At 36.7% G+C, this 24595-nt stretch carries 26 protein-coding genes and 1 other annotated feature; of the genes, 9 read left to right on the forward strand and 17 right to left on the reverse strand.

Annotated elements, in window-relative coordinates:
- The first annotated feature begins 247 nt into the window (after positions 1-247).
- A complete protein-coding gene (locus BAU27_RS05395; RefSeq protein WP_071770308.1) occupies positions 248-1693 on the forward strand; it encodes an MATE family efflux transporter in 1446 nt (481 codons plus the stop codon).
- A gap of 146 nt (positions 1694-1839) precedes the next feature.
- Here BAU27_RS05395 and BAU27_RS05400 read toward each other — a convergent pair whose 3' ends face one another.
- The 5 genes from BAU27_RS05400 to BAU27_RS05420 form a co-directional block, all read right to left on the reverse strand.
- Entirely contained in the window at positions 1840-2775 is a 936-nt protein-coding gene (locus BAU27_RS05400; RefSeq protein ID WP_000166341.1) for an ABC transporter ATP-binding protein, read from the reverse strand.
- Positions 2768-3811 carry an ABC transporter ATP-binding protein gene (locus BAU27_RS05405; RefSeq protein WP_000854345.1) on the reverse strand — a complete coding sequence of 348 codons (1044 nt, stop codon included), beginning with the start codon at positions 3809-3811 and terminating at the stop codon, positions 2768-2770. The genes BAU27_RS05400 and BAU27_RS05405 overlap by 8 nt, the downstream gene beginning before the upstream one ends.
- Before the next feature lie 18 nt (positions 3812-3829).
- Positions 3830-4846, reverse strand: coding sequence for an oligopeptide ABC transporter permease (gene opp3C, locus BAU27_RS05410; protein WP_000974094.1), 1017 nt, complete (start codon positions 4844-4846; stop codon positions 3830-3832).
- Positions 4843-5772, reverse strand: coding sequence for an oligopeptide ABC transporter permease (gene opp3b / locus BAU27_RS05415; protein ID WP_000534165.1), 930 nt, complete (start codon positions 5770-5772; stop codon positions 4843-4845). Before opp3b ends, opp3C begins: the two co-directional genes overlap by 4 nt.
- Positions 5773-5899: 127 nt before the next feature.
- Positions 5900-7531, reverse strand: a complete 1632-nt coding sequence (locus tag BAU27_RS05420) for a peptide ABC transporter substrate-binding protein (protein ID WP_071770309.1) — start codon at positions 7529-7531, stop codon at positions 5900-5902.
- Positions 7532-7849: 318 nt separating this feature from the next.
- On the opposite strand from BAU27_RS05420, the gene BAU27_RS05430 reads away from it, so the two are divergent.
- The gene (locus BAU27_RS05430; protein ID WP_071744636.1) at positions 7850-8230 is read left to right on the forward strand and encodes a DUF3899 domain-containing protein; all 381 of its coding nucleotides are present in this window, start codon (positions 7850-7852) and stop codon (positions 8228-8230) included.
- A gap of 105 nt (positions 8231-8335) precedes the next feature.
- Positions 8336-8552, forward strand: a binding site (T-box leader).
- A 75-nt stretch (positions 8553-8627) separates the two neighbouring features.
- A complete protein-coding gene (gene trpS, locus BAU27_RS05435) occupies positions 8628-9617 on the forward strand; it encodes a tryptophan--tRNA ligase (RefSeq protein ID WP_048526695.1) in 990 nt (329 codons plus the stop codon).
- 433 nt (positions 9618-10050) lie between these two features.
- Here trpS and BAU27_RS05445 read toward each other — a convergent pair whose 3' ends face one another.
- The 7 genes from BAU27_RS05445 to BAU27_RS05475 form a co-directional block, all read right to left on the reverse strand.
- A complete protein-coding gene (locus tag BAU27_RS05445) occupies positions 10051-10797 on the reverse strand; it encodes a YjbA family protein (protein ID WP_000966130.1) in 747 nt (248 codons plus the stop codon).
- A gap of 143 nt (positions 10798-10940) precedes the next feature.
- Positions 10941-11732 carry a DUF2268 domain-containing putative Zn-dependent protease gene (locus BAU27_RS05450; protein ID WP_071744631.1) on the reverse strand — a complete coding sequence of 264 codons (792 nt, stop codon included), beginning with the start codon at positions 11730-11732 and terminating at the stop codon, positions 10941-10943.
- 106 nt (positions 11733-11838) lie between these two features.
- Positions 11839-13077, reverse strand: coding sequence for a beta-ketoacyl-ACP synthase II (gene fabF, locus BAU27_RS05455; RefSeq protein WP_071744630.1), 1239 nt, complete (start codon positions 13075-13077; stop codon positions 11839-11841).
- 31 nt (positions 13078-13108) lie between these two features.
- Complete coding sequence (fabH, locus tag BAU27_RS05460) at positions 13109-14041, reverse strand: beta-ketoacyl-ACP synthase III (protein WP_001100550.1); 933 nt, start codon at positions 14039-14041, stop codon at positions 13109-13111.
- Between the two features lie 401 nt (positions 14042-14442).
- Positions 14443-14619: a ComZ family protein gene (locus BAU27_RS05465; RefSeq protein WP_001003333.1), complete on the reverse strand. Its 177-nt coding sequence runs from the start codon at positions 14617-14619 to the stop codon at positions 14443-14445.
- Positions 14620-14682: 63 nt separating this feature from the next.
- Entirely contained in the window at positions 14683-15555 is an 873-nt protein-coding gene (locus BAU27_RS05470; protein WP_071770311.1) for an NAD-dependent epimerase/dehydratase family protein, read from the reverse strand.
- Between the two features lie 29 nt (positions 15556-15584).
- Entirely contained in the window at positions 15585-16319 is a 735-nt protein-coding gene (locus tag BAU27_RS05475) for a lipase family protein (RefSeq protein WP_002149846.1), read from the reverse strand.
- A 156-nt stretch (positions 16320-16475) separates the two neighbouring features.
- On the opposite strand from BAU27_RS05475, the gene BAU27_RS05480 reads away from it, so the two are divergent.
- Positions 16476-16658 carry a YjzD family protein gene (locus tag BAU27_RS05480; RefSeq protein WP_001211111.1) on the forward strand — a complete coding sequence of 61 codons (183 nt, stop codon included), beginning with the start codon at positions 16476-16478 and terminating at the stop codon, positions 16656-16658.
- 31 nt (positions 16659-16689) lie between these two features.
- Here BAU27_RS05480 and clpB read toward each other — a convergent pair whose 3' ends face one another.
- The gene (gene clpB, locus BAU27_RS05485) at positions 16690-19290 is read right to left on the reverse strand and encodes an ATP-dependent chaperone ClpB (protein WP_071770312.1); all 2601 of its coding nucleotides are present in this window, start codon (positions 19288-19290) and stop codon (positions 16690-16692) included.
- Between the two features lie 172 nt (positions 19291-19462).
- Positions 19463-19642 (reverse strand): YjzC family protein, encoded by a 180-nt coding sequence (locus tag BAU27_RS05490; RefSeq protein WP_071744626.1) that lies wholly within the window; start codon positions 19640-19642, stop codon positions 19463-19465.
- Between the two features lie 489 nt (positions 19643-20131).
- On the opposite strand from BAU27_RS05490, the gene BAU27_RS05495 reads away from it, so the two are divergent.
- The 3 genes from BAU27_RS05495 (at position 20132) to BAU27_RS05505 (ending at position 21385) form a co-directional block, all read left to right on the forward strand.
- Complete coding sequence (locus BAU27_RS05495; protein ID WP_001041222.1) at positions 20132-20941, forward strand: Cof-type HAD-IIB family hydrolase; 810 nt, start codon at positions 20132-20134, stop codon at positions 20939-20941.
- 105 nt (positions 20942-21046) lie between these two features.
- Positions 21047-21187, forward strand: a complete 141-nt coding sequence (locus tag BAU27_RS05500) for a hypothetical protein (RefSeq protein WP_000516818.1) — start codon at positions 21047-21049, stop codon at positions 21185-21187.
- Positions 21188-21385, forward strand: a complete 198-nt coding sequence (locus BAU27_RS05505; protein WP_000527405.1) for a DUF3813 domain-containing protein — start codon at positions 21188-21190, stop codon at positions 21383-21385.
- Between the two features lie 26 nt (positions 21386-21411).
- On the opposite strand, the gene BAU27_RS05510 is transcribed toward BAU27_RS05505, so the two are convergent.
- Positions 21412-22269, reverse strand: a complete 858-nt coding sequence (locus BAU27_RS05510) for a YitT family protein (RefSeq protein WP_071744625.1) — start codon at positions 22267-22269, stop codon at positions 21412-21414.
- Between the two features lie 101 nt (positions 22270-22370).
- Here BAU27_RS05510 and BAU27_RS05515 point away from each other — a divergent pair, with 101 nt between their 5' ends.
- Together BAU27_RS05515 and prsA are read left to right on the forward strand one after the other, a co-directional pair.
- On the forward strand, positions 22371-22502 hold the full coding sequence (locus tag BAU27_RS05515) for a DUF3941 domain-containing protein (RefSeq protein ID WP_001120851.1): 132 nt from the start codon (positions 22371-22373) through the stop codon (positions 22500-22502).
- Positions 22503-22632: 130 nt separating this feature from the next.
- On the forward strand, positions 22633-23490 hold the full coding sequence (prsA, locus tag BAU27_RS05520) for a peptidylprolyl isomerase PrsA (protein ID WP_071770313.1): 858 nt from the start codon (positions 22633-22635) through the stop codon (positions 23488-23490).
- Positions 23491-23530: 40 nt separating this feature from the next.
- Here the strand turns inward: prsA and BAU27_RS05525 are convergent, their stop codons facing one another.
- Together BAU27_RS05525 and BAU27_RS05530 are read right to left on the reverse strand one after the other, a co-directional pair.
- Complete coding sequence (locus BAU27_RS05525) at positions 23531-23803, reverse strand: hypothetical protein (RefSeq protein WP_071770314.1); 273 nt, start codon at positions 23801-23803, stop codon at positions 23531-23533.
- A 41-nt stretch (positions 23804-23844) separates the two neighbouring features.
- Positions 23845-24537: a hypothetical protein gene (locus BAU27_RS05530; protein WP_071770315.1), complete on the reverse strand. Its 693-nt coding sequence runs from the start codon at positions 24535-24537 to the stop codon at positions 23845-23847.
- Positions 24538-24595 lie beyond the last annotated feature (58 nt).

Below are 24595 nucleotides of genomic sequence, written 5' to 3' on the forward strand. Positions count from 1 at the left end.
ATTTATATTTCTATTTTATTAAAATTTTCTGTTAAAAAATAAACCTTTGAAAACGTTTCACATTGCTATTTTCCTGACTGAAACGTAAAAAAATATTATTTTTATATTTTTCTAAATTATCAGAGAAAAATAAATTTTATATCCTATAATATTTTATGTATGATTATCCTTCTCTTATTAACATAAAATGAAGGTCTCTTCATATTAAAAATATGTAGGTTAAAATGAGTGCAATGGCTATGAAAGTATGTTACGATACACTTTGCTAAAAATAGATATCGGTAAAGAGGGGACAGATATGACAGCAATTCACTCAAAAAGTGGGCCAACTGAGAAACTAAGTTTATTCCTATTAACATGGCCTATTTTTCTAGAAGTTTTTCTTTTTATGTTGATGGGGATCGCTGATACTTTTATGTTAAGTGCATTATCAGACGATGCTGTATCTGGGGTTGGTGCAGCGAATCAATATCTCCATATCGCTATTTTGGTACTAGAAGTAATCGGGAACGGCGCTGCAATCGTCGTATCTCAATACCTCGGTTCCAAACGTTTTATGGAAGCATCTAAAATATCAGCATTAGCCGTCACATTAAATTTAGTGGTCGGACTCGTTATAAGCGCTGCTTTTCTTTTATTTTCAAAACATATGATGATGGCAATGAATTTACAAGGCGATGTACTAACGTATGCACAAGGTTATTTATCCATTGTCGGAGGAGCTATTTTCCTTCAAGCTATTATTAACTCATTAGCCGCTATTATCCGTGTTCACGGCTTTACAAAGCAAGCAATGTTCGTTTCGCTTGGAATGAATATTATTCATATCGCCGGAAACTACGTACTTATTTTCGGGAAATTCGGTTTCCCTGAACTTGGTGTACAGGGGGCCGCTATTTCTTCCGCTGTCAGTCGACTACTGGCACTTATTGTGTTCTTCTGGTTACTATACCGCGTTATGGAATACCGTGTGAAATTACAATATTACTTCACTTTATCAAAAGAATACGTTGGTAAAATATTAAAGATCGGCGTTCCATCTGCATTCGAACAAGTCATGTATCAAGCTTGTCAAATTGTCTTCTTATATTACGCAACATACTTAGGTACGGAATCATTAGCAGCAAGACAATACGCTACTAACATTTCTATGTTCACTTATTTATTCGCTATTGCTATTGGTATGGGAACAGCGATTATCGTTGGACGCCTAGTTGGTGGAAATGAAAAAGATGAAGCGTACACACGCGTATGGAAAAGTGTACAATGGGCGATTGGTGTAACTCTATTTATGGTCATTCTCGTTGTTACATTCCGCACACAATTAATGGGACTATTTACGGATAATCCACATATTATCTCTCTAGGGGCAACCGTTCTTTTACTAAGTGTACTACTGGAAACAGGACGGACGATGAACATCGTCATCATTAACTCACTCCGCGCAGCAGGCGATGCAAAATACCCTGTGTTAATCGGTGCATTCTCTATGGTATTAATGAGCTTACCGCTCGGCTACTTTTTCGTCTTCCACTTAGATATGGGTCTCGTTGGTATTTGGTTAGCAATTGCTATCGACGAATGGACTCGGGCAATTATTATGTTCTTCCGATGGAGAAGTAGAGCCTGGGAAAGTTATGCACTTGTTAAACCAAATGAACAAGAAGAAAGTGTTTCTGTTCAGGTACAGTAACGCTTGTTTGATCAAGATGTAGTTATTAGTGAATGAAATTTATATCGGCGATTCTTTCAATATATCGACTTACCGACAATGTTGACAACACATTTATATAGTAGAAAAAAGCCACCCTTCCTTAAATGGAAGAATGGCTTTTTTTATTATTGATAGATTTCTTTATATTTCTTATACTCCGCTTCAGAACATAATACGAAATGTCCTGGGCGAATTTCACGCATTGTTGGTACTTCGCTACCATAATCATGCTGCGTTGGATCGTATACGATACGTTTACGATTGCGCTCATAATCTGGATCTGGAAGTGGAATTGCTGATAGTAGTGATTTTGTATATGGATGCATTGGATTCTCATATAACTCTTCACTTGTTGTCAGCTCAACGATTTGACCACGGTACATTACACCGATGCGATCACTAATGTATTTTACCATCGATAAATCATGGGCGATGAATAGGTACGTTAAACCTTTTTCTCTTTGTAACTGTTTTAGTAAGTTTACAACTTGCGCCTGAATCGATACGTCAAGTGCTGAGATTGGTTCATCAGCAATGATAAATTCAGGTTCTACAGCTAGCGCACGAGCGATACCGATACGTTGACGTTGTCCGCCTGAGAATTCATGCGGGAAACGGTTCGCGTGCTCTTTATTTAAACCAACTGTATTTAACAGCTCGTGAACACGATCCATACGCTCTTTTTTGCCTTTTGCTAGTCCGTGAATATCAATACCTTCTGCGATAATATCCCCTACTGTCATACGAGGATTTAATGATGCATATGGATCTTGGAAAATCATTTGCATTTTACGGTTGAACTTCTTAAGTTCTGCGCGTGATTTTTTACCATGTACATTTTCACCATCGAACAACACTTCACCGGCAGTTGCATCGTATAAACGAATGATCGTTCTTCCAGTTGTTGACTTACCACAACCAGATTCTCCTACAAGTCCAAATGTTTCACCGCGGTAAATATCAAATGAAATATCATTAACTGCTTTAACAACACCACCACTCACATCAAAGTGTTGTTTCACATTTTTTACTTCAATTAATTTCTCACGTTGTTTAGTCATGTTGTTCACCTGCTTTCATTTGAAGAATACGTTTTTCAACAACTGCGGGTGGTTTTACTTCTGGCGCTTGCTCATGAAGTAACCAAGTTGCCGCATAATGTGTATCACTTACTTTAAATAAAGGTGGTTCCATTTCAAAATCAATTTTCAGCGCCTGCGGGTTACGTGGTGCAAAAGCATCACCCTTTGGCGGTTTTAATAAGTCAGGAGGCGTTCCTGGAATCGCATATAGTTCGTCCTCTGAACCATCTAAGCTTGGCATAGATGCGATTAAGCCCCATGTGTATGGATGTTTTGGATTGTAGAAAATTTCATCAACAGTTCCAATTTCAACAACTTTACCAGCGTACATAACTGCCACGCGATCAGCAACGTTTGCCACTACACCTAAATCATGCGTAATGAAAATGATTGCTGCTTCTGTTTTTTGCTGAATGTCCTTCATAAGTTCTAAAATTTGCGCCTGAATTGTAACGTCTAGCGCTGTTGTCGGCTCATCGGCAATTAATAATTTCGGATTACAAGCTAACGCCATCGCAATAACTACACGTTGTCTCATACCACCTGAGAATTGGTGAGGATATTGTTTTAAGCGTGCTTCCGGATTTGGAATACCTACAAGGTCGATTAATTCTAAAGCAACTTTACGTGCATCTGCTTTACTCATCCCTTGGTGTTTAATAAGACCTTCCATAATCTGATTACCAATTGTCATCGTTGGATTTAATGATGTCATTGGATCTTGGAAAATCATCGCAATATCTTTACCGCGTACTTGCTGCATTTCTTTTTCTGTTAGTTTCGTTAAGTCACGACCTTCAAATACGATTTCACCGTTTTTAATACGTCCTGGAGGATTCGGAATTAATCCCATTAACGCTTTAGAAGTAACTGATTTACCAGAACCAGATTCTCCTACAATTGCTAATGTCTCTCCTTTTTTCAAATCAAAAGTAACACCGCGTACAGCTTGTACTTCACCTGCATGTGTATCAAAGGAGACTTGCAAATCTTTTACCTCTAGCAATGTTTTCATTTTTACTTCTCCCCTCTTTTACTTACGCATTTTTGGATCTAACGCGTCGCGTAATCCGTCTGCCATTAAGTTGAATGCTAAGATTAACATACTGATGACAACCGCTGGGATGAACATCATATGTGGATACGTTTGAATTGATTTATAACCATCGTTTACAAGAGAACCAAGTGATGCGAATGGTGGCTGAATACCTAAACCGATGAAGCTTAAGAATGCCTCACCAAACACTGCAGTTGGAATTGTAAACATTGTCATTACGATAATTGGTCCCATTACGTTCGGGATTAAGTGTTTTACAATTAATTGTGTATTTGTTGCACCTAATGTACGAGATGCTAATACATATTCTTGATTCTTTAATTTTAGGATTTGTCCACGAACGATACGCGACATTCCTATCCAACCTGTAATTGCCATCGCGAGTGTAATCGACCAGATACCTGATCCCATAATGATTACCATTAAAATAACGATGATTAAGTATGGAATACCGTTAATAATCTCCATAATACGTTGCATAATATTATCTACTCTGCCGCCATAGAAGGCTGAAATACCTCCGTATGCAACCCCAATTACTAAGTCAATCGCTGCTGCTAAAAGAGCGATATATAATGATACTCGTGTACCTTCCCATGTTCTTGTCCATAAATCACGGCCAAGATCATCTGTACCAAACCAGAAATACTCTTTAATATCACGTTTTTCATATTGGTCAACACCATATTGATCTGTACCGTCAAATGGTAGCCAATGAATATTTTCAATCACTGGAATTTTCGGCGGCATTTTCGCACGACCTAAATCCTGCTCTTTATAAGAATGCTTACTTACCATCGGTCCTATAATTGCTAGTAGTACAATAAGCATTAATAATACGAAACCAAACATTGCACCTTTATGTTGGAACAAACGTCTTCTTACATCTTGCCAAAACGTTAAGCTTGGACGGGCAATGACTTCATTATCAACATTACTTTGATTGGCTGGTTGAAATAAATCTGGAGATAATTTTTGTACATCTTTCATCATTTTTTCCCTCCCGCTAAACGAATACGAGGATCAATAATTCCGTATAAAATATCGACTATGAAAATAACTAAGATGAAGATCGCACTATAGAAAATTGTCGTTCCCATAATAACTGTATAGTCATTCACTGTAATCGATTTAACGAATTGTTCCCCAAGTCCAGGTACAGCGTAAATTTGCTCAATAACTAGTGTCCCTGTAATTAATCCAGCAACCATTGGTCCTAAAATTGTTACAACTGGAATTAATGCGTTACGAAGTGCGTGCTTGATAATGATAACGCCTTGGCTAATTCCTTTCGCTTTCGCTGTTAAAATGTAGTCAGCTTGCATAACCTCAATTAACTCTGCACGAGCGAAACGTGCGATTGTTGCGATAACTGCCATCGATAAGGCAATTGTAGGCATTACTGTAAACTCAGGTCCTTTCCAGAATGCTACTGGGAACCAACCAAGTTTTACCCCTACGAAATATTGTAGTAATGCGGCGAATACGAATGATGGTACCGACATCCCGAGTACGGAAATTATTGTCGCCCCATAATCGACCCACGTATTGTTACGAAGTGCCGCAACGATTCCTAAAATTAATCCGATAAATGTTCCTAATATAATCGCTTGTAAACCAAGTTGTGCTGATGGTCCAATACGATCCACAATCATATCTGTTACTGGGCGGTTATCATATTGGAATGATACCCCTAAATCACCTTTTGCTAAGTTACCTAAGTAACGTGCATATTGAACTGGTACTGGATCATTTAATCCATATTTTTCAAGAATGATTTCTTTTTGTGCCGGTGATAGCTTCTCCTGGTTTTTAAGTGGAGAACCCGGTAGTAATTTCATCAAAAAGAAAGTCAGTGTAGTAATTAAAAATAATGTCAAAGCCATGTACACGAAACGTTTTAATACATAACGTCCCATAGTCAAGCACCTCCCCGTTTTTCTCAAAAGCAATAAGATAGTTTGAAATATTCTTACTTTTATTTTTTTAAAATAAGAGCACATGCCCATCATAGGCATATACCCTTATTCATGATGGAAACCATTTTTAGTTTTTGAGTTCAACCCACTTATAGCTAAATTCTCCGCCATATTTATGTTCTAATAGGCCTGTAATTGAACTACGTTGTAAATATGCCTTTCCAGGTTGATATACTGGAGCAATCGCTGCATCCTCAAGCAGTTGTTGTTCTGCTTTTAATAGAGCATCCCAGCGAGCTTGTACATCTACTTCTGTTTTGGCTTTCTTAATTAGCGCATCATAAGCTGGATTTGCGTAATTCACTTTATTTTGTGAATTACCTGTTGTATACATTTCAAGGAATGACATTGGATCCATATAATCTGGACTCCATCCCGCATACGACATCGCATAATCTCCACTTGCTTCAAGCTTTAATTTTTGTGCAAATGGCTGCATTTTTGTTGAAACTGTTAAACCTGGTAAGTTCTTTTCGAATTGTCCTTTTAAATACTCTCCGATTTTTTTTGCATCATCGGTATCAAAGTTTAATAACTCTAACTCTACTTTGTCTACACCAAGTTCTTTTTTACCAGCTTCCCAATATTTTTGAGCTTCTTTAACATCCTCTTTTATAAGCTTTCCGTTTTCTTCACGGAAGTCTTTTCCATTCGGACCTTTTGCTAAGCCTTTCGGAACAAAACCATATATTCCTTCTGAACCATCGTTCAAGATCACTTTCCCGATATTTTCACGTTCAAAGGACATTGCAATTGCTTTTCGGATATTTTTATTTGCTAAAAACTTATTCTTTTCATTTAAGCGAATAAATTGTGTAGACGGTCTCTTAATCGTTTTGAAATCAGTATCTGATTTGTATTTATCTACAAATTCTGATGTTAATACTACTCGATCAATCGCTTTTGTTTCATATAAATTTATAGCAGTTGAACGATCCTTAACAATATTGAAGTTTATTTCCTCAAGTTTTACTTCTTTATTTTCCCAATACGTTGGATTTTTCTTAAGTTGGAAACTTTGTTCATGCTTCCATTCATTTAAAACGAATGGGCCATTATAAAGTGTTGTATTGGATTCTAATCCAAATTTTGTTCCTTGTTCTGTTACAAATTTCTCATTCAAAGGATAAAATGTTGGATAGACTGTCAAACTTACAAAATAAGGAACAGGGTTGTCTAATTCCACTTCAAGTGTGTGATCATCAATTGCCTTTACACCAAGTTCTTCAACTGGTAACTCTTTTTTGTTAACTTTCTCCGCATTTTTAACATCAAATAGTATGTAAGCAAACTTGGCACCCGTATTTGAATCTACAGCTCTTCTCCAAGAATAAACGAAGTCTTTAGCTGTTACAGGCTCACCATTGGACCATTTCGCATCTTCACGTAATTTAAATACATACTTTTTACCATCCTCTGATTTCTCATAGGATTTAGCGACACCTGGAACGAGTTTATCATCTTTCCCCAGACGATATAATCCTTCCATTGTATTATTCATGATGTTAGAAGATGCTGCATCCGTTGATAACGTCGTATCCATTGTTGGAATCTCAGCTGTTTCAGTTAGGTTTAACACTTGCTTATTTGAGGCTTTTTCTTTTGCGCCTGCTTTGTTATCTTCTTTTTGATAACTACAAGCTCCTAACATACTCACTGTCAACGTTGATGCAATTAATAACGGTATCTTTTTCTTCATGTTGTATTGCCTCCCCTAATTGCACTTCCTGTACCCTCACTTGTAAAAAACAGAATTGAAAGAATAATCTCCAAGTTTCTACAATTTTCATTATACATATAATATGACGATTGTGAATATAGTTTTTTGTTTTTTTGTTAAAATTTTTAATAAATTATTTATTTTATTTTTTTTTTGTAAAGGAATACCTTAACATTGCTACCATCATCTTGAAATTAGGGCTTCAATTGCGTATAATTTTCAAAAAATTATTTATATTACTTATTATAACTTTTATAGTATAATAATTCTAGTAATATTTTGACGGAGGGGAATATTTTGAATAAAGTTTTTTTTCATTCTTGTATACTATTTTTTGTAGCGATAATCGCTTCTAGTGTTGGCGCATTCCTCGTTTCATCTCAGTTTTTGTTGAATTTTGTCAACATTTCATTCTATATCTCATTGTTATTTATTCTTATAGGTGGTTTTTTATACATATTTCAAAATGGATTTTTTAACGTAACAATTTACGCATTCCAAAGAGTATTTGGTACGAACAAAAAAATTGACTCCTTAATTGAAGAAGCAGAGGAACCTACCGATAAGAAAGAACGTATTTACAAAACATATTCATTCAAATGGACGTATCCGATTTGTATTACCGGCATCGTACTCGGTCTGTTCTCGACTCTCATTAGCTTTACTATTTTGATGTAGTTTGCAAACGCTATTCCATATGATATAATAATCAGCAAAACATTTTGTTATAAAACTTTAGTTCTTTCATATTAAAAGGGCTCAGTTAACAATAAATAAATTTATATGTATGCGATGATAAAGAAGAGTACATATTGAGGCAATTTCAGAGAGCTTGTGGTTGGTGTGAACAAGTAATTGTGCAATATGGAATGGGCTTTTGAGCACCAAACCGAACCGTGAGTAGTAGGCTTTGGCGTTATATCCAGACGTTATTATGGATCTGAGAGATTTCACAACGGTGAAATAATTAGGGTGGTACCGCGGTCCATTCGTCCCTATGTAATTTGGGATGAATGGGCTTTTTTTGTATGCCTTCTCTTCCCTATCACACATTCAAATTTAGGAGGAATTACTTATGTCAGTTATCTTTTCTGGTATTCAGCCAAGTGGAACAATTACACTTGGCAACTATTTAGGAGCTATGAAGCAATTTACAGAGCTTCAAAACGAACACGACTGTTATTTCTGCATTGTAAACCAACATGCAATTACAGTACCTCAAGATCCAGTCGGGCTTCGTAAAAACATCCGCAGTCTTGCTGCACTATATGTTGCATGCGGCATCGATCCTGAAAAAGCTACTTTATTTGTACAGTCAGAAGTACCAGCACATGCTCAACTAGGATGGATCATGCAATCAGTTGCTTACGTTGGAGAATTGGAGCGTATGACACAATATAAAGATAAAGCTTCTGGTAGAGATTCAGTTCCGGCTGGATTACTTACGTATCCACCATTAATGGCTGCTGATATTTTACTTTACAACACTGAAATCGTGCCTGTTGGTGATGATCAAAAACAACATATGGAATTAACACGTGATCTAGCAGAGCGTTTCAACAAACGCTTCCGTGAAGTGTTCACAGTTCCTGAAATTCGCATTCCAAAAGTAGGAGCTCGCGTTATGTCATTAACAGAACCTACGAAAAAAATGAGTAAATCTGATCCAAATCCAAAATCAATGATCAGTATGCTTGATGAACCAAAAACAATTGAAAAGAAAATTAAAAGTGCTGTAACTGACTCTGAAGGTATCGTAAAATTCGATAAAGAAAACAAACCTGGTATCTCTAACTTATTAACAATCTATTCTTCATTCTCTGGAAAAACAGTTGAAGAAATAGAAGCAATGTACGAAGGAAAAGGATACGGCGACTTCAAAGGCGACCTAGCACAAGTAGTCGTAGAAGCAATTCGCCCAATCCAAGACAAATATAACGAACTAATCAGCTCCCCAGAACTAGACGAAATTCTAGACAAAGGTGCAGAAAAAGCAAACCGCGTTGCATTCAAACAACTACGCAAAGTAGAAAACGCAATGGGACTAAGTAGAAAGCGTAGGTAACATATAAAGCGGAGGCGACTGCTTAGCCCTGACGGATAAGGTTCTTTCCCACAGAAGGTGCTTTTTACCTTCTCGTGGGGAAGGTTCTTTCCCACAGAAGGTGCTTTTTACCTTCTCGTGGGGAAGGTTCTTAGACGCGAAGGGCTAGGAGTCGGAGCTGGATTTCTATATAAAGCGGAAGCGGCTCGTTCAGCCCTGACTGGCTAAGGTTCTTTCGCATAAAAGGCGCTTTTTGCCTTCTTATGCGGAAGAACCTTAGACACGAAGAGCTTGCCGCTGGAGCTGAATTTCTATATAAAGCGGAAGCGGCTCGCTTAGAATGTGAGGAGGATGGAGCTCCTGACGTAGAGGCGCTTTTGGCCTCGCAGGAAGGCGCGAAGCCACCGAACATTCTTGCCAACTCCATAAAAAAAACCGCCAATTGGCGGTTTTTTTAATTTACCTTCTGCTCATTTTCCATTTCCCATAGCTTTTCAAAAAACGGCTGTCCTTTTACAAGGCGCTCGCATAATTGTTCGTGCTTCTCAGACCATCCAGTTTTCGCTTCATCATAAAGTTTAGCCCAAATATCTTCAAATTCCATATGTTGAACCATTCCATATGCTGATGGATCCCACTCTGTGAACCAATAGCGAATTTCAGCTGGATTTTTCGTTGTATGTAATTGATCTAACGCCATAAATAATAATTGTTTTAGCTGTCTTTCTTTACGAGTCAAGCCATTCATAATGAAAGGCGATGGTGATAAAATATGATGCTCTTTTTCAATTTCTTCTACCTGGAACTCATACTTTTCTGCTTGCACATTTTCTACCATCTCATATACCATCTGCTCTTGACGAGGTATAAGCCTACTTTTTCTAATTGGCACATTATAGCCGATTGAATCAATCGCGATAATTCCTTTTCCATCTGTAACTACAAAACAATATTCTTGTTGCAAACGTTCGTGATTTTTACGAATATAAGCCTTATGATGTACGTCTTCCAATAACTTTTGCGGAAGCTCTAACAATTCGTTCTCGATGTAATGATATAATGTGGAATCTACTTTTAATAATGGCACTTGATCTAATAGCTCAATCGTATCATCTTTCCGCCACTCGTAAAAATGACAAACGTTATACCCATTCTCTTCACCTTCAAACCAATTTACCCATACATCATGTAGATATAACATTCTCTACCCCTCACTTCACTACTGTTTGTACCAATCATTATGTTCATTTTTGCTTAACTTTATTCCACTTGAGGAAATATATTCTAATTATTATTTTTTCTTCTATAATATATAAAAAAACAAGAGATAGCTCTCCTGTTTTTTTACGAAACATGAAATGTATTTGCTTTATTCAATATTTCTTTCGCATCTATAGATAATAAAGAAAGTGTATCTTCTCCTTCAAAAGCTACGCAATCTTTTACAATATGGAATCCAAGTGCATAGCCAAGCATTTTGGGATACGGGTGCAGTCCATTTAATAAAACATCATGCTCCCTCGTACCTCTCTTTACATCTATTCGTTCTTGTATTGAATTTCTCCAATAATAAATAGCATCTTCTTTTGAAATGTAAGTAGTCCACGGTGCGCATCTTTTTTCTGTATACCTTTCATATACAGCTTGCTCAGCTAAGCCTTCCATAATCATCGTATCAAGTAATGTATACTCTGTTTCTTTCGTCTCAATTTGATGCAATCTACATATATGGTGATATTCATGCGTTAATAAAGCTTTTAGTTCCTCTACTGAATTACGTCCACATACGAATAAGAAAATAACGTGACGCATAGATAAACCAGCCTTCCCGTTATACTCTTCTTGTACCGTTCGATTATATGAATCTGATAATAAAATAAAGATAGGAACATCTGGACCTTTTAGCCAACTTTTTAATTTTTCATACTCCATGCTAAGTTCTTTCCAAATTTCTTTTTTCTCTAATTCTTTAATTTCCTGCTCACCCCGCATTACCGGGCGATACATACCTCTAGAGATTAAAAAGCGATACAACCTCTCTTTTGGCAATGGAATATACTTTGTAAATTTCTCACAAAGTTTTTCTGGGCGTCCATAATACAGGTGTAACCATTTTGCCGTATCAACAACCCCCATCTTCATCCCTCCTTTTTTTTATGTATATGCGAAAAAAGGAAAGAGCGTAAAAATAAATAAGGTGTTTTTTCGTAGTTTGTTACGAAAAAACACCTTATTTTATCTATTATTTATACGATTTAAATACTAATACTGCGTTATGACCACCGAATCCTAATGAATTACTCAATACCGCGTTTACTTCTTGATGTCTCGCTTTATTTGGTACGTAATCTAAATCACAATCTGGATCTGGCGTTTCATAGTTAATTGTCGGAGGAATCACTCCGTCTGTAATTGTTTTAATAGAGAAGATCGCCTCAACAGCACCCGCTGCTCCTAATAAGTGACCTGTCATTGATTTCGTTGAGCTAATCGCTACTTTATATGCATGCTCGCCGAAAGTTTCTTTAATTGCCATCGTTTCATACTTTTCATTCGCATCTGTACTTGTACCATGCGCATTAATGTAATCAATATCTTCTGGCTCTAGACCTGCATCAGCTAAAGCTTGACGCATTGCACGCACTCCGCCTTCACCGCCAGGAGCAGGCATTGTAATATGGAACGCATCACCCGTTGCACCATAACCAGCAATTTCCGCATAAATATGGGCACCACGTGCTAACGCGTGCTCTAATTCTTCAAGAATAAGAATTCCTGATCCTTCACCCATTACAAAACCGCTACGGTTTTTATCGAACGGACGGCAAGCCGTCGCTGGATCTTCATTAAATGTTAATGCTTTCGCTGAACTAAATCCAGCAAATGCCATACTTGTTAACGGCGCTTCTGCTCCGCCCGTTATCATCGCGTCAGCATCACCACGCTGAATTGCTTTAAATGCATCTCCAATTGAGTTTGCACCAGATGCACAAGCCGTTACAGAACAAGTGTTAATTCCTTTTGCTCCTGTAGCGATTGATACTTGACCTGCTGCCATATCTGGAATCATCATTGGTACGAAGAATGGACTCACACGGCGTGGACCTTTTTCAGTAAAAATCTTAAATTGTTCTTCGTATGTTTCCATACCGCCAATACCAGAACCAATCCATACACCAATTCGAGGTCCGTTTTCTTCTGTAATTTCAAGGTTCGCATCCGCAACTGCCATTTTCGCTGCTGCTACTGCATATTGTGTAAAGCGATCCATACGGCGCGCTTCTTTTTTATCAATATATTTCTCGACTTCAAAGTCGTTAATTTCTGCTGCTACTTTTGCTGGAAACATTTCTGGATCAATTCTTGTAAGTCGTCCGATTCCAGATACACCCTTTTTAATGTTTTCCCACGCTGTTTCAACATCTGTTCCGATCGGTGTAACAGCTCCTAATCCTGTAATTACGACCCTCTTTTTTTCCATACAAAATACACTCCTTTTTTTCTCTCAGTCCTTATTTACCCCAACGAAGAGCGACTGCTCCCCATGTTAATCCGCCGCCAAAACCAACAAGTATAATTAAATCACCGTCTTGAATACGTCCATTTTGCAATTCCTCTACCATCGCAATTGGAATTGAAGAGGCTGATGTATTACCGAACTTTTCAATTGTCATACTCATTTTTTCTTTCGGTAAATTTAATCTCTCTCTTGCAGATTCCATAATACGAATATTCGCTTGATGTGGTACTAAGAAGTCCACATCCTCTTTCGTAAGTCCTGCTTTTTCTAACACACGAAGACAAGAATCACCAAGTTGACGAACGGCAAATTTAAAGACTTCTCTGCCATTCATCATAACATACTCGTCTTGATAAAGATGCTTACCACCACTTCCGTCCGCTCCTAATTCGAATGAAAGTACACCTTTCCCTTCCGAAACAGCTCCCATTACGATAGCACCTGCTCCGTCCCCAAATAGTACTGCTGTATTTCGGTCGTTCCAATCTACAATTTTGGATAGTTTGTCACTACCAACTACTAATACATTTTTATAAGTCCCCGTTTGAATAAATTGCTGCGCTGTAATCATTCCGTACATAAAGCCAGCACACGCTGCACTTAAATCCATTGCAGCTGCATGTTTTGCGCCAATTGCTTCCTGGATTACACAAGCTACTGCTGGGAATGCGCGATCCGGCGTTACTGTTGCGACTAAAATAAGATCGATATCCTCTCCGCTAATTCCTGCATCTTCAAGTGCTTTTTTAGAAGCCTCTACCGCCATATATGAAGTATCTATTGTATCATCGGCAATGCGTCTTTCTGCAATTCCCGTTCTCGTACGAATCCATTCATCAGATGTATCTACGATTTTCTCTAAATCGTGATTTGTGACTACTTTTTCTGGCACATATCTTCCGATCCCTAAAATGCCCACGTTCACATCGCAGCCCTCCGTTTTATATCAATTATTATGACTTGGTACTAATTTTAAAACATAAATGTACTTTTGTCTAGAATATATTTCAGCTAAAAAATAAAGACGGCGTATTACCAACTTTATTTTTCATTAAAAGAAACAGAAAAATCCCTACCATTTTGAAATACAAATTACTCCATCATCTTATCCTTACTTCACTCAAAACAAAAAGGCCCTTACCGCTTCTACTCACGGCTTGAGCCTCCTCCCCTCCAAAAGACGGGTTAATTCTTTATCAGCTTCCCTTCAAAACTAAGACCTTCGCCTCATCACCGCTCTGGCCTTACCTCGCTCGAAACAAAAAAGGCCCTTACCGCTTCTACATACGGCTTGAGCCTCTTTCCCTCTCAAAAAAGAAGGTTTTTTTATTCTTTATCAGCTTTCCCAAGCTCATATGCTTCGCCCATTACTTTCATCAATAGCTCTAACACCGGCTGTGCTTTCTCCATATCAAGTGCAATTCCATTATCATCTAAAATTGCCTTAGCTTCTGGTAAATGCTTCATTGCGATTTGTAAAAATTGCATGCTTTTTTCGTTCATATATGCTCTTCCTCTCCAATAAAACTTTAAATTTATAGTCCATACAATAGTGTAACACGTACACTACCCTTCGTATAACTCTTTATATTTTTTCATATGTGCCAATTGTTTATTTAAACCAAATTCTAACGGCGTATTTCTTTTAAGAGAAACAACCTCTACCGCTTCATTTCTTATATGCTCATCTTTTTTGTTTACCTTACCATCTGCATGTAAAAGGCTCATACCTTTTTCCCATAATGCTTCTTTTCCACTAAGTAAATTATATATACCGAGGTGCTTTACATTCATTCCATTTTCCCATAAGTATTCACATACATCTTCAACGTAAAGTAAATCACTTCCTTTTTCTTCACTTATACAACAGCACTCTTTTTCATCAAGTTCTGATAAAATGAGCTGATGATACATCATAAACGACGGTTGCCATGGCCCATATAATGTAGGAACTCGATATGCACTATATTGTAATTCTCCTTTTTTCACCCCTTCTTCCACTTTCGAAAACAGACGTTTGTTTTCGGATTCTTCAGTGCTTCCTATTTCAATAGAAGAAATTAGATTTAACTTTACTTTATTTTTTTCACACATTCTTACGATTCGTTTTAAATATTGTAATATGACTCTTTCATTCCGAAAGCCACTTTGCTGATTCGGCTCATACAAACAAAAATAAACTGTATCGAAACTCTCTTCCTCTACCGATCGCCATCCGTCTTCATCCCTTATAGAATAGTACGTAAATAACGCATTTCGCCCAATCAACAATAATTTCTCTTCATTAATTTTTGTCATACTATCAAATTCATCAAAATCAAGACCATATACTTCTACTTCTTCTGCAATCATTTTATTCACAAGGTGATAACCTACAAACGTAAGTGCACCTATAATCAGCACGCGTTCCATACCACCAACCCTTTCCCCTTGAAACAAATAGCTCCTCATTTATGTATATGGGAGCTTCACAATTCTTCTTCATATTTTTTAAAGAAATCAGTCGTTTGCCTAACCATTTTATATTTCACATCTTGGAGATGGAATAAGACAGAAGTATCGCATTGATTTAATTGCCTCATTTTCTCGTATTTACGTAACAATTGTTTTCTTCCTCTTTTTTCTTGTGTTGATACGAAAATTTTAACAGGTACACAAGACGGAAGAAGCGCAAATGATTTCTTATTTATTTTTGATTCTAATTCTTCTTCTTTGGAATCATACGCCAAACTTAATTCCTTCACTAATCTTTTGTAAAAAAACTTATGCTCTTTCTCAAACTCCACATATTCTGGTAAATCTAAACACGGATTTAACATAACGACAGAACGTATACATTCAGGGTATTTGTTCATCATTTCAAGTGCTACAAGCGCACCCATACCATCTGCCATAATGTGCATTTTCGTATTTAATGTCTCTTTTCTTAGTACGACATCATACAAACGTTTTGCAAGACGAACAGCTCGATCGTTTCCCCAATGTCTTCCGTATAAGTTAGACGAAAAGACTGTATAGCCTTTTTCAATAAGGCCCTGTAAAAAATAAGCTCTTCCTGCATGCTGTGTCCATAAACTTGTACCATTCTCAATAAAATAGTTATAATCTCCTAGGAGCATAACAGAAAATCCATTTGGCTTTTCCGGTAAATAAATTACACATGGTTCTTTTTCTAAGTAAAAAAAACGTTCCGTAATACTCATTTTTCCCCCGCCTTATTTTCTAAACGTATAAAAGTACTCTTTTATAATGTATGAACAGAATACAAATTTGCGTTGAAAAATCTACAAATATTTTTCTATATTCTTTTTTCAATTGTGTTACAATAAGGACAGATTGAACGAATAGAGGTGTAAAATATGCGTTTCATTTGGGCATTAATTTGGTCGTTCGCACTTGTACATATGATGAGCTATGTAATCGGCTCTATGACTGGCGGTACATACGATTTTAACCAAGCGTCTATTTTCTCAGTTGTTCTTGCAGTATTAGTATTAGCGATTGCAGCTGCGATTCCAAACGAGCCAGTAGAACAACACTAAAAAGAGTCCGGATTTTATCCGAACTCTTTTTTTACTTTATATGAACAACCAATTGGTTATTTTCTACATCAACCACTACGTGACTATTATCAGTAATCGTTCCTGCAATTAATTCTCTCGCTAATTTCGTCTCAACTTGACGCTGCACATATCGTTTTAACGGACGAGCCCCGTACATTGGATCGAATCCAGCTTCTACAACGAATTCTTTTGCTGCATTTGTTAATTCTACTGTAATGTGACGGTCAGCTAAACGACCTTGTAATTCTTTTACAATTTTATCAACAATACCTTTGATTTCATTCGTTGTAAGAGGTTTGAATAAAATAATTTCATCGACACGGTTTAAAAATTCTGGTCGGAAATGTCCTCTTAATTGCCCCATTACAAGTTCTCTTGACTCTTCTTTAATAGAGCCATCTTCTTCTAATCCTTCTAATAAGTGAGCAGATCCAATATTTGAAGTCATAATAATAACCGTGTTTTTAAAGTCTACTGTACGGCCTTGTGAATCTGTAATGCGTCCATCATCTAACATTTGTAATAAAATATTAAACACTTCTGGATGTGCTTTTTCAATTTCGTCTAACAAAATAACAGAATATGGTTTACGTCTTACTGCTTCTGTTAATTGACCACCCTCTTCGTATCCAACATATCCAGGAGGCGCACCAATCAAACGTGACACGGCGTGTTTCTCCATATACTCAGACATATCGATACGAATCATTTGCTCTTCACTGTCAAATAACGTTTGTGCTAACGTTTTTGCAAGCTCAGTTTTACCAACACCTGTAGGTCCTAAGAAAATAAATGAACCAATTGGACGATTCGGATCTTTAATACCAGCGCGCGCACGAAGAACTGCGTCTGATACAAGGCTTACCGCTTCTTCTTGACCAATCACACGCTCTGATAAAATTTGCTCTAAGCGTAATAACTTCTCGCGTTCGCCTTCAACGAGTTTTGCTACAGGAATACCAGTCCAGCGTGAAACAATGTCTGCAATTTCTTCTTCACTTACTTCCTCACGTAATAAACGATTTTCTTGCTTATTATGCGCGCCCATTTCTTCCGCTTCTTTTAATTCTTTTTCAATCGCAGGAATTTTCCCGTGACGAAGTTCAGCTGCTTTATTTAAGTCGTAATTCCCTTCCGCTTCTTCTAATTCACGACGCAGACGCTCTAAATGTTCACGTAAGTCACGAACTTTATGAATGTCTTCTTTTTCTTTTTCCCATTTCGCTCTCATACTACTTGCAACTTCTTTTAAATCCGATAATTCACGTTGCAGTACTTTTAGACGTTCTTGACTACCTAAGTCCTTTTCTTTCCCAAGAGCAGCTTCTTCAATTTCTAATTGCATCATGCGGCGCGTTACTTCATCTAATTCTGTTGGCATAGAATCAATTTCTGTTCGGATTGTTGCACAAGCTTCATCAACTAGATCGATTGCTTTATCAGGTAAAAAGCGATCCGAAATATATCGATCTGATAAAACAGATGCTGCTACAATCGCGCGGTCATGAATATTTACACCATGATAAATTTCAAAACGCTCTTTTAAACCACGTAAAATTGAAATTGTATCTTCAACAGTTGGCTCTTCTGCTAATACTTGTTGAAAACGTCTTTCTAATGCTGGATCTTTCTCGATATATTTACGATATTCATCGAGCGTCGTCGCCCCGATACAATGTAGTTCACCACGAGCTAGCATCGGTTTTAACATATTCCCTGCATCCATCGCTCCTTCTGTTTTACCAGCGCCGACGATTGTATGAAGTTCATCAATGAATAATAAAATACGCCCTTCACTCTTTTTAATTTCATTTAATACAGCTTGCAAACGCTCTTCAAACTCACCGCGGAATTTTGCTCCGGCCACAAGTGCACTCATATCTAGAGCGAAGATTGTTCTATCTTTTAACCCTTCTGGTACATCTTTTTTCACAATACGCTGCGCTAATCCTTCAACGATTGCTGTTTTACCAACACCTGGTTCACCAATTAAAACTGGGTTATTTTTCGTTTTACGTGAAAGAATACGGATCACGCGGCGAATTTCACTATCTCGGCCGATAACAGGATCAATTTTCCCCGCTCTCACTTCCGCCACTAAATCACGGCCATATTTTTCTAATGCTTCATAAGTTGCTTCTGGATTTTGACTAGTCACTCTTTGATTCCCCCGAACTGTCATTAAAGACTGTAATAAGTTATCTTTCGTAATATGAAATCTCGTAAATAATTGATTTATATCGCCTTTTTCTTCAGAAAAAGCAAGTAATACATGTTCGATTGAAATGTAGTCATCCTGCAATTTCTCTGCTTCTTTCCCTGCTCTTACAAGCAGTTGTTGCAAAGCACCGGTTACATATAATTTCCCAGCCTCTGCTCCGCTTCCAGTTATAGAAGGCTTTTTCTTAATTAAACTTTCAGCGCCTTGCTTTAACGCTTCTATATCGACATTCATTTTTTGAAAAATACGTACTGCTAATCCGTCTTGCTGCTCTAATAACGTAAGCAATAGATGAACAGTATCTACTTCTTGATGATGATGAGATACCGCTAAAGACTGAGCACTCATAATCGCTTCCTGTGTTTTCGTTGTCATTTGATTTAAGTCCATCTTTACCGTCCTCCAAGTGTTTGACTTTCTTTGACCTTTGATTTGATTATACGCCAACTGACTTTTTTATACAATAATTTTGCTTATGTATTTCAAACTTATTATTGGAAAATGCAAAAAGTAACATTCATTTTCCTAATCAAAAAAGCCGCAATAACGATTGCGGCTTCTGTTACGGTTTTCTTTTATATGTCCACTGACGGTTATGATTTGTGTTCTCTGGAAACCGATCCCCGGCAGTTAATTTCACCATTTGTGGATCTTTCACCATACTTCCCGTTTCACCAATTTCTACATAAATTCCATCATTTGGCGCTTTTTGCCCTGAACGAAACCTGCGATTTTGTCCCATTTCCATTCTCCTTCCATGACGTCTTGCCTCATTAGTATATCCATTTTAAAAGAAAGCTTTTCTGTCATGTTTAGGAAACAAGTACTACCGTTTACTCATGCACATATATATAATTACACAAGATTAAGCAGGAATTATTGGCATATTTGTTGAAAAAAAGAAACCAACCTACTTTAGGCCAGTTTCAAAGGAGAGTCAAACATATACGAGAAGATTACATGTTCATTATAAGTCGCATCGGTCAAACAATGTAACCCTTTTCACAAATTGTACATAATGAAAGAAACATTGTTTGAACTTTCTAAAAAGTTGTTGACTTTCCCTAATTTCCAATGAGAAATAGTAGACACCACAGCGCTTCACGACGTAAGATGGATATATAGTGAAACTTTCATTTACAGTAGTTTCACCCAGTCTAACCTCTTATTTCTGCATATTAAAAACGGAAATACAGATAGAAACAAAAAAATTATTATAAGAGGTGAAATTATGAATAAACAACATTTAATCGCACTAGACCTAGACGGAACTTTATTAACAGACAACAAAATAATTTCTCCAAGAACTAAAAACACAATTGCAAAAGCAAAAGAACAAGGACATATTGTTGTTATTTCAACAGGGCGTCCATTCCGCGCTAGTTACGATTATTATAAAGAACTTAGCCTTAACACACCAATCGTAAACTTTAATGGCGCTTACGTGCATCACCCACTTGATTCAAGTTGGGGAACACATCACTCTCCTCTTGAACTTTCAACGGCGCAAGAAATCGTCCGAGCTTGCTTTGATTTCGGCGTAAAAAATGTATATGCCGAAGTCATGGATGATGTGTATGTCCGTGAAATTGATGAAGATAAAAAACATATTTTTGAATTCGGTTCTCCAAAGATTTTCACAGGAGATTTATTAAATATTTTAAACGACCATCCAACTTGCTTATTAATCGACGCACATGACGAGCATTCCGCTGCAATTCGTCAGCATTTAACAGATATGCACGCTGAAGTCATCGATCATAGAAAATGGGGTGCGCCTTGGCCAATTATTGAAATTGTAAAAAGCGGATTAAATAAAGCTGTCGGATTACAAAAAATTTCAGGTCATTACAATATTCCTAAAGAGCGAATTATCGCTTTTGGTGATGAAGATAACGACTTTGAAATGATCGAATTTGCTGGTCATGGCATCGCAATGGGGAATGCAATTCCTGAATTAAAATCACTCGCAAATCATACGACATTAACGAATGAAGAAGATGGGATCGCTCTATATTTAGAAGAGGTTCTTGGGTTGTAATCTAAAAATTCCCTGCTTATAGTTTCTCGCCAAACGCTCATACTATAATTAGACGCAAAAGTCAGCGCGTCAATTGTTTTCAGCTAAATAAAGGGGGTTTTTCGAATGGGTAAAAAGAACAAATCAAAACGTTTTATCCAGCAAGGAGCCGATTCTATTATGAAGCATGATGCAAGATTCCCGTACAGAGGTACATTAGCTGAGGCAGAAAAAGCAAGAAGTAACTCTTCATTTGGAGGGGTTTAAATGGGGAACTTACTATTCCAACAAGCTAGAGACGCTGTTGCAAGTGCCGTTTCTTGTTCAAGTGGCGCTGAACAACAGGAACTCGTTTATAGAGCAAAAAACTCTTTGCACTCTGCTTATGCAAACTCTTCAACTGCTGAAAAAGTTCAGCTACGTGAAATGCAGGAGCAATTGCAAAACATTACGAATTCGCATTAAAAAAGGAGGACCAGCTTTGGTCCTCTTTAATCTTTTCTAAACAATCCAAACACACCGACCGTTTGCAGTATATTTGTAAATGCACCTGGGTCTACTTGTTTAATAACCCTCTCTAATTCGTACAACTCATAACGAGTAATAACAATCATTAACATTTCTTTATTTTCATTTGTATAAGCACCTGTTGCCGGTATAGTTGTAATCCCTCTCACCAAGCGCGAGTGAATCGCCTTTCTTACATCTGCCCCATTCTTCGTAACAATTAACGCTGTAATCTTCACATGACGAGTATGAATCGCATCGATAATTCTCGTTGACACATATAAAGTCACCAACGTATATAACGCTTTCTCCCACCCATATACATAACCCGCAGCAATAATGATAATTGCATTAAAAAAGAAAAAATATGTGCCAACAGGTTTATCTTTTATCTTAGATAAAATCATAGCGATAATATCTAAACCACCTGTAGAAGCACCCCATTTTAACGCAATTCCTACTCCAATTGCAGAAATAATCCCACCAAAAATCGCATTCAATATAATATCATTCGAAACCGCTCGAACTGGGATGATTTCCAAAAACAATGTCATAAATACAACGCATAAAAAACTAAAAAACGTAAACGCCTTCCCAACCTTTTTCCACGCTAAAATAACGACAGGAATATTAAACAAACTAAACAATACTCCTGTAGATATATGAATAGATAAAAAGTCACCTAATATTTGTGATAATAATTGAGACAATCCAGCAAAACCACTCGCGTACACTTTCGCTGGTGTTAAAAATAAATTCATCCCAATCGCATTTAATAAACCCGCAATGATTACAACGACTAACTTCTTAATAAGTTCGGTATAATTCAGCTTCAAATCCATTTTCTAATCCACCTTTAGTATTCATGAATGCACCGCTATACATAGTCTTTACGAAAAAGGAAATGATAAACGTACAACGTTTAGAAATGGAGTTGATACATATGCCACATACGAGCGATAACGACAAAAAAGCACGCGATAATAATGCAAAGCGCACTCAAAAAAATGAACAAGAACAAAAAAATATTCAGCAAGGAAAACGTGCATATTCAAAAAAAACCGATCACCTTTGATTACATCGTACATCAACATTAATGTTGATGTACTTTTTTTACATTTCACAGGAAAAAAACATTAAAAATTCACTTCATGTTCACTTCTATATTCTACAATAGCGATAACATATTCGGATGAGGTGTTAGCATGAAAGGAAAAAGTATATTCATTATCACGGCACTAATAAGTATAATAATGCTATCTGCTTGCGGACAAAAAAATGACTCGGCCACAATCGCCACAACAACAAACTCAACCATTACAAAGAGCGATTTCGAAAAGCAATTAAAAGATCGCTACGGAAAAGACATGCTATATGAAATGGTAGCACAAGATGTTATCACTAAAAAATATAAAGTATCTGATGATGCGGTAGATAAAGAAGTAGAAAAAGCAAAAAATCAATATGGAGACCAATTTAAAGCAGCACTAGAAAATAATCGTTTAAAAGATGAAAAAGATTTCCAAGATCAAATTAGATTCAAACTCGCATTGAATGAAGCGATTAAACAAAGCGTTACAGAAAAAGATGTAAAAGACCGCTATAAACCAGAAATTAAAGCTAGTCACATTTTAGTAAGTGACGAAAATGAAGCAAAAGAAATAAAGAAAAAATTAGATACCGGCGCTTCATTTGAAGAGTTAGCAAAACAAGAATCTCAAGATTCATTATCAAAAGATAATGGTGGAGACCTCGGATACTTCGGACCAGGCAAAATGACACCTGAATTCGAAAAAGCTGCCTATAAGTTAAAACCCGGCCAAATTAGCAATCCCGTTAAATCACCAAACGGCTATCACATTATTAAACTAACTGATAAAAAAGATTTACAACCTTACGATGAAGTGAAAGACTCTATACGTAAAGACTTAGAGGAAGAGCGTATTGCTGATCCTTCCTTCGGTCAAAAGTTATTACAAGATGAGTTAAAAAAGGCGGATATTAAAATAAACGATAGTGATTTGAAAGATACATTTTCTCATCTTTTTGGGAAAGAGAACTAAAATAAAGCACAATCTTATTAAAAAAATAAGATTGTGCTTTTTAATCTTCCATCAATTTTTTCAATTTTTTCAATTTTTTCTTCAAGCTTTTATAATGCCAATTGATATGGTCTAACTCTATCTCTACTTCAATTAACGCATCTATTAAGTCTTCTTTAGATTGCTGAGAGTGTATCATATTTTCAAGCATTTTTTGAAAGCTTTCACTACTCTCATATATATCATATAGATCTACCGCTGCTATTTCACTTTCTTTTTCAGGAGATAATACGGAAAGACGTTTTATTAATTGTTCTAGTACATTCTCTTGCACTATCATACCTCCCTTTTCAGCCGATACTTATGCAGATTTCTTCAACATTTCAAAACTAACCACGGATACCACAACACCTCTTCTGCCTCAATTTCCCCATCATCAATTAAATGGATAATCTGCTTCGCATCTTCATACTTATCAACAAGTGATAAATCATTTAATTTCTTACCAAAATCCACTTGTAGATTGTTATGAATAAAAGAATAAAAATCATTGTTACTAAAGCCACATATATCAAATCCTAATATTTCATCGTTTTCAACATCCGCAGGTAATGCACTTTCGAGAAAATCATATATCGAAGCTTCAAAATCATTTTCGTCTCGCTCATTCATTAAGAAATCCGTCCGATACTCTTCTGAAAGATACAAACTAATAATCTCCAGATTTTCTATCCCCTTTAAATAATTTCGCTTAAAAAATCGGGCATCCTTTAAAGATTTAAAAGTATTCGGCCATGCAAACTTTTTTTCTCGTATTAATGTATCTAAAAAAGATTGTCCACTTTCATGTTCCTCTTTACCAATCTTCAATCTTGCATTTATCATCTGAGCAATAGGGTCATTTCCATTTGAATTACACCAAGGGAAAAACCAATAATCCGGAAAGGTAGGCCGAATCCCATTACATATCGTTAAAATCGTTTGTGATAGTCCCTCAATAATACAATCTTCATAGATAAGTTCCCTATCATAGGAAATTATGAGGTATCCAGCGTTATAATATTTCATTTACACACCTCTTTTCTTTTCCATTAAAAATAAATTCAAATTCTCTTTCATATAGATA

The sequence above is a fragment of the Bacillus sp. NH11B genome, assembly GCF_001884205.1.
GTDB lineage: Bacteria > Bacillota > Bacilli > Bacillales > Bacillaceae_G > Bacillus_A > Bacillus_A proteolyticus.